Here is a 9,699-nt window from a genome sequence, read left to right as displayed (position 1 = left end):
CGCGGAAAGGCTCAGTGAGCGGACCTGGCCGGCTCGTCCCTCGACCCTTTGCGTCATCCGGGACCGGTGATTACGGGGGAGTATGATAGATGATATTGAGCGCGGTCATCCGGGGCCGAGTGAAGGAGACGTCGTGTCGGACGACCGGTGCGGGATCACGGTAACGCCGTGGCCTCGGCCGGGTGGCCGCGCGGTCGAACTCACTCATCGCCGTCACATCGACACCTGCCGCGTCAACACGGCGGCCTGTCTCCGTTGACATCCGGATGACCTCCGGAACATCCGGACCTCCCGCACCCCGGCCTCGACCTTCGATCTGACATCCACCTCCGCGCGTTTGTCGGTCGATGCTCGATCCGGCCGGAACGAGGCGTTGGAGGTCGTCGTCAACGGCAGGAACGGCGCTGGTCATGACCGATCCCCCGGCATCATCGGAACAATCCCTGACTCCGGAGCAGCCTCCGGCGCACGGGCGATCCACCGCGACGGAACAGTCCGAGTCCGGGCGTCCCGAGTCCGGGCGGTCGACGGTGCCCGGACGATCAGAGGCGGCCGAGGCCTTCGTCCTGCGGGGGGTGCACGTCCTCGACAGGACCGGGCGCTTCGGTGAGCCGACCGACGTCGCCGTCGGCGGCGGGGTCATCCATGCGGTCGGCACGCGACTCGGTCTTGACCGGGACGCCGTCGACGTTGATGCCCACAACCTGTGGCTGATGCCAGGGATCGTCGACTGCCACGCTCACGTCGCGCAGTCCACCTATGATCCGTTCGAGCTGGCGACGGCGTCGCTGTCCACCCGAGTCCTGCAGACCGCCGCCGCGTTGCGGGCGTCGTTGGCTGCCGGTGTCACACACCTGCGGGATGCCGGCGGCGCCGACGCCGGCATCCGGGACGCGGTCAGCGCGGGCACCGTGCCCGGACCTCGGCTCGCCGTGTCCGTCGTCGGGCTGAGCCGGTCCGGGCGGCACGGTGACGGGGCGATCATCGGTCCCGGGCTGGAGTCGGCCGAAGATGTTCTCATGCCGGACTATCCCGGCCGGCCCCCGCATACCGTTACCGAGGCGGGCAGCCTGCCGGCCTCGGTGCGGGGCATTCTGCGGGCGGGTGCGGACTGGATCATGATCTACGCGAGCGGCGGGGTGATGTCCGCCCGGCCGGGGCAGCCCGAGCCGCAGTTCAGCCCGGTGGAGCTTGCGGCCGCCGTCGCGGAGGCCCGGCGGTACGGACGTCCGGTGATGATGCACGCCTTGGGCGAGCGGTCGATCGAGGCCGCGGTCGCCGCCGGGGCGCGTTCCATCGAGCACGGCATCGGGCTCACCGAGCCCGTGGCGGCCGCCGGGGTGACGCTCGTCCCCACCCTGTCGCCCTACCAGGACCTGGCGGCGCTGGCGGCCACCGGAGTGCTGCCGGGCTGGGCGGTGGACCGAGCCGAGGCCACCGAGGCCGCGCTGGCCGGCACGATCGCGGTCGCTCGCGCGGCGGGGGTGCCGATCGCGCTCGGCAGCGACGCCCGGCACCGCACCCGGCACGGCACGAACCTGGCCGAGATCAGCCGGCTGCGCCATGCCGGGCTCACCCCACCCGAGGCGCTGCTCGCCGCGACCGCGACCGGAGCCCGGCTCTTCGGACTGGGTGAGGGAGCCGGCCGCATCGCCGTCGGCTCCGCCTTCGACGCGATCCTGCTCGACGCGGACCCCGGGGACCTGTCGATCTTCGAGCGGCCGGGCGCTGTGAGCGGAGTGTTCCTTGGCGGTCGCGCGGTGCTGCCCCACCCGCGGCTGCCCGGGAACCTGGTCCGCCCCACCATGGTGATGGAAGAGGTGCCGAGAATCGCTCCCGAGTGGCCCGCGGCGTCGCAGCCCGGCTGACTCTCCGGTTTTCCGGAATGTTCACGAAATATAAAAAGAAATACCCTTAGTATGGCTCGCGGGATTTCGTCGGATCCGCTCTGGGACGGCGATTGACCGAGATGCGGATCGGCCCCTGAAAGCTATCGTCGTAGGGGCCCCGCTGCCGGCTGCCGTCAGGTGGTCCGGGCCATTCGCTGGTACGGGGTGCCGCGTCTCCAACGCCTGGAGGGTTCTCATGCAGCACGCTGAAATGATCAATAAGAACATGCGGAAGGCCATCGAGGAGTGTATGTCCTGCTCGGCTCTGTGCGAGGAGACGATCTCCTACTGCATGGACATGCCGGGCGCCATGATGGAGCCGGCGAACATGCGGCTGATGATGGACTGCGCGGCCGTCACCAGGACCTGCGCCGACATGATGTGCCGGATGTCGCCGATGCACGGGGAAATGTGCGCGATGTGCGCGCGGATCTGCGTGATGTGCGCTGAGATATGCGAGAGGATGCCGCAGGATCAGCAGCTCGCCAAGCTCGCCGGCGCATGCCGGTCCTGCGCGGAGAGCTGCAACACGATGGTGGGCGCCGCCGCCTGAGCCGCGTCCGGCCCGACGGCGCCGGGGCGCAGCCGGCGGTCACCCGACTCCGCCCCGGCGTCCGGCTGTGCGGCGGCGCGCGGCACATGATGCGCGGCCACCGGTCACGACCGGTGGCTACGGTTACGTATCCTCGGACGGACATGGGGTGAAACACCTGAGTAACAATGTTGACCATGTTGACAGGTAGCCGTCGGATAGGCAAAATATGGTCATGTTCTCCTCGGTGGATCGGATGACCCCCCTGGTCGTCCGTGGCCACATTGACTTCCTGCGAGTGGCCTCGTCCGGTTGTCCGGCCCGGCCGCTTCACGTGCTTTACTAGCCTCCTCGGCTTTCCCTCGCTCTCGGTGTTCTCTCTGGCGTTCTCCTGATTCACGGTCGCTCGATGGGGCTGTCTGTAGATCGTCATCGCCTGCGTGGACGCCAGCTGCCTCGGTATCGATGTCCGGTCAGTACCGGGTACATCTCTGGACGGTTTTCGATCGGAGCATGTTGTGTCGTCCCTGGCTTCGTCATCATACTTTCGTCCGCGCCCCCGTGGATATGTGGGGGGCCGGGAACCCGTTACTGGCCCAGTGGTGATCCCACCCACTCGAGAAGAGCCAGTGTGGTCCTTCTCCCCGGTCGTGGAGAATCCGCCGAACATTTCGAGGGCCTAGCTTTCCGGCTCGCGCTCGACGGCTATCAGGTGACGTTTCTCGACCACGGGAGAGACACCGTCCTCGCCCTTGGTGAGGCGTGTCCCCCCGATGGTCCGTTCGTCCTGCTGGGTTCGGACAGCGGGGCCCTGCGGGCGTTGGTCGGCGCCGGTTCGCCAGCGGTCCGGCCGGATGCCCTCGTGTTGCTCGACCTGCCGCTGGTGTACCGGAAGATCGCGGGCGAGGATCCGGGACAACCGATCCCACGGTCGCTTCCCGACCTGCCGATCCTGTTGCTCCATGCCGAGCGCGACGAGGTCAGCCCGCTTGCGCTGGCGCGCATGATGACGCGGACCGCGCGCCGGGCCCGGCTGGCGTCGCTGCCCGGGGGGCATGGCGTGCTCGCCGGCCCCGGCCGGCGTGCGGTCGGCGCGCACATCCTGCTGTTCCTCGAGAACCTCCGTGTCCCGCGGCTGACCCCACGGCAACGGCAGCGGGACCGTTCGGTCGACTGATCTCGCCCGGTGCCGGGCGCGCCCGCGTGCCGGTCCGATGGGGGTGTGCCTTCGCGGGAGGCCCAACCGCTCAGCAGGTGTTTCCTCGGCGGGTGCCGGCGTGAATCACGCGAATCCGCGGGTCAGTCGTCTGTCCCGTACCGCATCGTCCGTTTTCCAACGGCGCCGGCTTCGAGCCGCAGGCTCGAAGCCGGCGCCGTTCGCGTTTGCGTACCCGTCCGCACGCCACCCGACCCCCGGGCCAGGCTTCCGCTTGCCGGGCTTGCCGGGCTTGCCGGGGGTTGCCGGGTTGGGCTGCCGGACGGCCGGGCGGTCCCGGTGACTACCGGACCTCGTGGCCACCGGTCCCCGTCTCGACGGACCGGTCATATCGCCAAGATCCGGTCGTGACGGGTGATCTGCGTCGCTACCGGTAGCTGCTATTGATGTCCGAGAGTTGCGGCATCGCAGTGTTATGCACGCATCGTGACCAACATGCGCCCAGATTCGGCACAACTCGTACTTGTCACTACGGTCTGTAGTTCGCTACGGTTGCGGGGTATCAACAGCTCCGGGCCGACGCCGAGTTCTGTCCACGGTCCGCAGCTCCCTCCGAGAGATCTTGGGCAGAAGCGGGGGAACCACGTTCCTCCGGGTGGCTCGTTGCGTGCCGCCCTTGGGGTTAAGCCGTTACGCGCACGCCGCGGAAACGGCCGGGCTTCCCGGCCCGAACCCGACAGCTAACCTCGCAGGCGTACGGGAAGGACTCGACGTTGCCTGTGTTTCAGGAACGCTCGGCTCCGGTCTTCTGGACCGTGACGCCGTTCGGCGCGACCCGCGGTGCGTCCCCGCCATACGGGGCGCCGTTCTCGCCCTGACGTCTTCGCGAGAACGTGCCATCCGGTCGGTGCCCGTACCGGCCGATCGCGCTGACGCGCCATACCACCAGCTCGGCTGAAAGCCACCCGGCCTCGTCGTCTGTGGTCGGCTGACCCCTGCCGCCCACCGGGCCCGTCAGGCCTGGAACGGAATGACCACGGCCGCCTGCCGTGCTGTTCAGCCCATCGAGCCCGGAATCCCCAGGGCGCGTCGATCGGTCGTCCCCGGTCGTCCCAGGACGTCCTCTCGGCGTACCGGGAGACCGGCACTGGGTGTTGCCCTTCTCCAGCGCGGTCGTCTCCGCTCGCCCTCCTTCGAGCGGCATCCCTCCCCTCGATCACCCGTCTGTGTTCGACGACACCGAAATGAGATGTCAAAGAAATGGCCAAGGGAAAGCATCGGAAACGTTCCACCCAGACCCGGGGCGCCGTTGTCGCCGCCGTCGGTGTGATCGGCGCCGGCGCCGGCATTTTCGCCACCGCGAGCCCGGCCCGGGCCGCCACCACGGTCCCCGATGTGACGATCGCCAGCGCGGCCGCGAACGCGGGACTGCCCGACTGCCGCGGCGTTCCGCTGGCCACCTGGGTCGCGGTGGCTCTTGCGGAGTCCGGCGGCAACCCCTACGCCCACGCCACCTACGGCGAGGACTCGCGCGGCCTGTGGCAGATCAACATGCGGGCCCACGCCGGCTGGGTGGGTAACCGCAACCTCTACGACCCGGCCGTCAACGCCTGGGCGGCGAAGAAGGTCTGTGAAGGCCAGGGCATCACCGCCTGGAGCGCCTACACCAACGGCCTGCATTACCGCTACCTGGCCCGGGGACAGGCGGCGGCGGCCGCCGTCTCGCGCGGCGTGCGGTTCACGAACATCTCCTACTCCTCGCTGGCTGCCCCGGCGCGTGCGGCCGTGGTGGCACCCGCGGCCCGCTACCCGTCGCTGGCCGTCGGCCTCGGGTTCCGTCTCGACGTCCACCAGATCCAGAAGAGGCTCGCCAGCCTTGGCTACCCGATCAGCGTGGATGGGAAGTTCGGGTATCAGACCAACCACATGGTCAAGGACTTCCAGCTGAAGCATGGTCTGGTGGTTGACGGGATCGTCGGACCGCAGACGCGGGCGAAGCTCGGGATCTGACTCTGATCGAGGCCCGCCGACCGGGCTCCGCTGCCGTCGGCCGGTATTCCCGACCCACCCAAGGGCGCTGCTCGATATCCGCACGCACCGGATGACTACCCGGGGTGAGGTGGGGGTATTCAGCCACCGGGCCAGCACCGGGCCGGGAGACGGCACCGGCCCGCACGGGACCAGCCGGCCCGCACGGGAAAACCGAAACGGGGGCCCGATCGATGAGAGCCACGATGCTCGACGACTACCTACCTGAGGCGAGTCCGAACGCATCCTCCGTGACCGGGGCCGGTCTCCTGTTCGCGGTCCTGGGGCCGCTGGAGGTGCGGCGATCCTCGGGCGAGCAGGTCCGCATCGACCAGCGCAAGAAGCGCATACTGCTGCTGGCCCTGCTGCTGCACGCCGGCCAGTGGGTGAGTGTGGACGGGATGCGGCTCGCGCTCTGGCAGGACGCCCCGCCGCGCTCCGCCGGGGGCAACATCAAGACTTATCTCTCGGAGCTGCGGCACACCCTCCGGCCGCCCCTGGACACGTCCGGAGCCGGGGGGAACGGCCCCGGACGCATCGAGAGCCGGCCGGGGGAGTACCGCCTGGTCGTCGCGTCCGGTGAGATCGACGCTAAGCGGTTCGAATCGGCCGCCGAGCAGGGCCGCGCCGCCGTGCGCGCCGGCTCGCCGGAACGCGCTGCCGGGTTTTTCGAAGGCGCCCTCGCGCTGTGGCGGGGGGACGCGTTCGACGAGCTCCCGGCGGAGATCGCGGGCGCGGAGGTCCTCCGGCTGGAGGAGGCTCGCTGGGCGGTGTGCGAGGACCTGATCGACGCCCGCCTGGCCCTCGGCGAGTACGACCGGGTGCTGCCGACCCTGCGGGCGCTCACGGTCGAACATCCGACCCGGGAACGTCTCTGGGCCCAGCTGATCCTTGCGTTGGAACACACCGGCCGGCGGGCCGAGGCACTGGCCGAGTACCAGACGGTCTACCGGCGGCTGGTGACCGAACTCGGGATCGAGCCCGGTGTCGAACTGCGGCGTGCCCATCAGCATGTACTGAATCCGGACTCGTGGGTCACCTGATGCCACGGCCGTGCCTGCCGAGCCGTGCGCCGGAAGTCAGCTGAACCGCCAGTGAACCCGGCGGGGGAATTTCAACCATACGGGCTGGACCAGCCGGCCGGCGCCCGGGCCACGCGCGCGGCGCCGCCGTGTATCGCCACCGGGGTGCACCTCACCGGGGTGCACGCCACCGAGCGAGGGCGCGCGGAAACCGCTGAGGAGAAGACGATGAAGGCTATCTACCTCCCCCCGCGACTGGAAGATGCCGGCAGCTTCGCCGCAGTGACGAACGGCCGCTGGGGCTGGGGGCGTGACTATTCCTGGCGGCGTTTTGCGTGACGGCGGCCGGGGTGGAGGTGGTCCCGATTCCGTCCTGCTGGTTTCTGGTGCTGGCCGACCGTGATCCCGTCGTGCGTCCGCCGGGGGCTCGTCGCATGCTGCGCTATGCCTCCGGGCGGCCGTGGATCGTCGGCGACTGGCCGGACGATGCCATGGTCAGTGCCGTCGCCGGGCGCTCGCGGCTGGCCCTGATCGGGTGTGCCGCGACCAACGCGCGACAGCTCCTGCGGCTGCTTCTCTCGGCCCGTGACGTGCACGCTCTCGACCTCGCGCGCGTCGTGGCCGGCGACTACCACGTGATCGCCGAGATCGACAGCCACCGTCGCATCCAGGGCAGCCCGACGGGAACCCGGCGGGTCTTCACCGCCCGGTTGGGCAGCCACCTGGTCGCCGCCGACCGCGCCGACGTGCTCGCCCGGCTCACGGGCGCCCCGCTGAACCGGACGGCGCTGGCTTTGTCGCTGCTCGACCCGTCACCGCCCCATCCGCTCGATGACCTGGTGCTCTGGGAGTCGATCGACGCGCTGCCCCCGGATCACTACCTTCTCGTCGGCCCTGACGAGAAGGCCACCGTCCTGCGGTGGTGGCGTCGACCGGCACCGGTGCGGTCCCGCACGGAGGGGGCGCCGACCCTGCGGGCGGCTCTCGCCGAGGCCGTGGCGGCGCGGGTCGCCGGCGGCGGGACGGTGAGCTGTGATCTGTCGGGCGGACTGAACTCCACCTCGGTGTGCTGCCTGGCCGCGCGCGGCCCCGCCGACGTGGTCGCGCTCACCGGGATTGCCCGCGATCCCGGTGACGACGACGCCGCGCGGGCCACGTGGGCCGCGGCCACGTTCCCTGGCGTCACGCGCGAGATCCTGCCCGCCGCCGGGCTTCCCCTCGTTTACGACGGCATCGCCGACGCCGACGAACCGCTCGACCGGCCGTTCGTCGGCATCGGCGACCGGGCGAAGCTGCGCGCGGGTCTTGACCGGGTCGCGCTGTACGGGCCGCGGGTGCACCTCACCGGGTTCGGTGGTGACGAGGTCGCCTACGGCTGTCCCGCCTACCTCCCCCGGTTGTTGCGCCGCCGGCCCCGGCGGGCGCTGCACGACCTGCGCGGACACCGAGCGCAGGAGGGCTGGCCGTGGATGGCGTGCCTGCGAATGATGCGGCCGCGCGGCTACCGGGACTGCCTCGCCGACATGACCGATGCGCTCGACCAGGCCCGCCGCGCCACGGTCGGCCACGCGCGCCGTCCGGCCGGTTCCGCCGGTTCCGCCGGTTCCGGCCGATCCCACCCGGGCGTCCTGGCCTCGCTCGACTGGGCCTTTCCGCCTGTGGTCCCGGGTTGGCTCACGCCGACGGCCCTCGACCTGCTGACCGGAGCGTTCGCGGAGGCCGCCCGGCGCGCCCGGCCGCTGGCCGAGACCCGGGACGGCCACGCCGATCTCTTCGCCATCCGCGCCGGCGCGGCGGTGTTCCGGTTGTTCGACCAGCTCGCCGATCCGGTCGGCCCGCCGCTCGCCGCACCCTTCCTCGACGAGCGGGTGGTCCGGGCGGCGCTGGCGGTGCGGCCCGAAGAGCGCACCGGTCCGTGGGAGTACAAACCGTTACTGCAGGAGGCCATGCGCCGGCTGGTGCCGCAGGAATGCCTGCGCCGCGAGACCAAGGCGGATACCGCCGCCGAGGAGGATCAGGGCCTGCGCGCCAGTCAGGACGTCCTGGTGAAGCTGTGCGATGACAGCCCGTTGGCCGATCTCGGCCTGATCGAGCCGGACGCGCTGCGCCAGGCGTGCCGATCTTCGTCCGTACCTGGTCATCGCCACCAGGCGCTGCGACCGACGTTCGCGGCGGACGCGTGGCTGCGGGTGCTCGCGAGCCGGCGGGGCCCTGACTGAGCTACCGGAGGAGTGAGTGATCATGGTGACGTTGCGGCCTGACGTGGTGCGGGCGCCGACCCAGTACGGAGCGGTTCTCCTCCATATCGACAACGGCCGATACTGGACCCTCAACCCCTCGGGTGATCTGGTGCTGCGGATCCTGCTCGACGGCGGCGACACGGCAGCCGCCGTCCGCGGGCTGTGTGAGACCAGCGAGGTTGACCCGGAGACGGCGCGCCGCGACGTGGAGGGTCTGCTTGCCCAACTCGCGGACGTGGGCCTCATCGAGGCCGAGCCCGAGTCCCGATGGTCACCCGAGACCGAGGCGGTCTGCGATCCCCGGACGCAGGCCCGGTGACCGCGCCGATGGTGGTCGAGCGGCCGGAGGCGAAACCGTCCCTCGCTCGTCGGCTCGGCGCGCTGGTCGCCGTGGGGATCGCGCGGGTGCTCGCGACCCAGTCGCCGGCCCGTATCTGCCGGGTGCTCACGGGGGTGGGCGCGGGCGCCCGCCCGGCCGGCTATGACACCGCGCTCGCCGCCCGGCAGGCGGTGACAGCCGTGAGCCTCACCTGCCGCGGCGCGCGGGGCTGTGTTCCCCGCTCGATAGCGACCGCCCTGCTGTGCCGGTTGACCGGAACGTTCCCGACGTGGCGTGTGGGGGTGCGCACCATCGCGCCGTTCGCCGCGCACGCGTGGGTCGAGGCGGACGGAGTGATCGTCGGGGAGTCGATGCCGGCCGGCTACCTGCGGCCGCTGCTCAGCGTCGGTCCGGGAACGGGAACCGGGCCGCGTCGCGCGGGCGGGCTCCGTGGGAGTGGCGGGCTTCGGGGAAGGGGCGTGCCTCGTGACGAGGGCGTACGTCGTTGAGGGG

At 70.7% G+C, this 9,699-nt stretch carries 9 protein-coding genes and 1 riboswitch; all 9 genes read left to right on the top strand.

What is annotated here, in order from left to right:
- The first annotated feature begins 530 nt into the window (after positions 1-530).
- Complete coding sequence (locus AC08OX_RS10635) at positions 531-1,868, top strand: amidohydrolase family protein (RefSeq protein ID WP_476607660.1); 1,338 nt, start codon at positions 531-533, stop codon at positions 1,866-1,868.
- A 217-nt stretch (positions 1,869-2,085) separates the two neighbouring features.
- Positions 2,086-2,442, top strand: a complete 357-nt coding sequence (locus tag AC08OX_RS10630) for a four-helix bundle copper-binding protein (RefSeq protein WP_476607659.1) — start codon at positions 2,086-2,088, stop codon at positions 2,440-2,442.
- 610 nt (positions 2,443-3,052) lie between these two features.
- A complete protein-coding gene (locus AC08OX_RS10625; RefSeq protein WP_476607658.1) occupies positions 3,053-3,598 on the top strand; it encodes an alpha/beta hydrolase in 546 nt (181 codons plus the stop codon).
- Positions 3,599-4,177: 579 nt separating this feature from the next.
- Positions 4,178-4,346, top strand: a riboswitch (cyclic di-AMP (ydaO/yuaA leader).
- 491 nt (positions 4,347-4,837) lie between these two features.
- On the top strand, positions 4,838-5,587 hold the full coding sequence (locus AC08OX_RS10620) for a peptidoglycan-binding protein (protein ID WP_476607657.1): 750 nt from the start codon (positions 4,838-4,840) through the stop codon (positions 5,585-5,587).
- A 212-nt stretch (positions 5,588-5,799) separates the two neighbouring features.
- Positions 5,800-6,648 (top strand): AfsR/SARP family transcriptional regulator, encoded by an 849-nt coding sequence (locus AC08OX_RS10615; RefSeq protein ID WP_476607656.1) that lies wholly within the window; start codon positions 5,800-5,802, stop codon positions 6,646-6,648.
- A 207-nt stretch (positions 6,649-6,855) separates the two neighbouring features.
- Positions 6,856-6,966 carry a lasso RiPP family leader peptide-containing protein gene (locus tag AC08OX_RS10610; protein ID WP_023840805.1) on the top strand — a complete coding sequence of 37 codons (111 nt, stop codon included), beginning with the start codon at positions 6,856-6,858 and terminating at the stop codon, positions 6,964-6,966.
- A gap of 11 nt (positions 6,967-6,977) precedes the next feature.
- Positions 6,978-8,846, top strand: coding sequence for an asparagine synthase-related protein (locus AC08OX_RS10605; protein ID WP_476607655.1), 1,869 nt, complete (start codon positions 6,978-6,980; stop codon positions 8,844-8,846).
- Positions 8,847-8,868: 22 nt separating this feature from the next.
- Positions 8,869-9,186 (top strand): lasso peptide biosynthesis PqqD family chaperone, encoded by a 318-nt coding sequence (locus AC08OX_RS10600; protein WP_011437370.1) that lies wholly within the window; start codon positions 8,869-8,871, stop codon positions 9,184-9,186.
- Entirely contained in the window at positions 9,183-9,695 is a 513-nt protein-coding gene (locus AC08OX_RS10595) for a lasso peptide biosynthesis B2 protein (protein WP_476607654.1), read from the top strand. Before AC08OX_RS10600 ends, AC08OX_RS10595 begins: the two co-directional genes overlap by 4 nt.
- Positions 9,696-9,699: the final 4 nt, after the last annotated feature.

This window comes from Frankia sp. CoBUL1 (genome assembly GCF_978021245.1).
The sequence above is the reverse complement of the archived record's forward strand: the minus strand, read 5'-3'. Positions and strand labels throughout refer to the sequence as shown.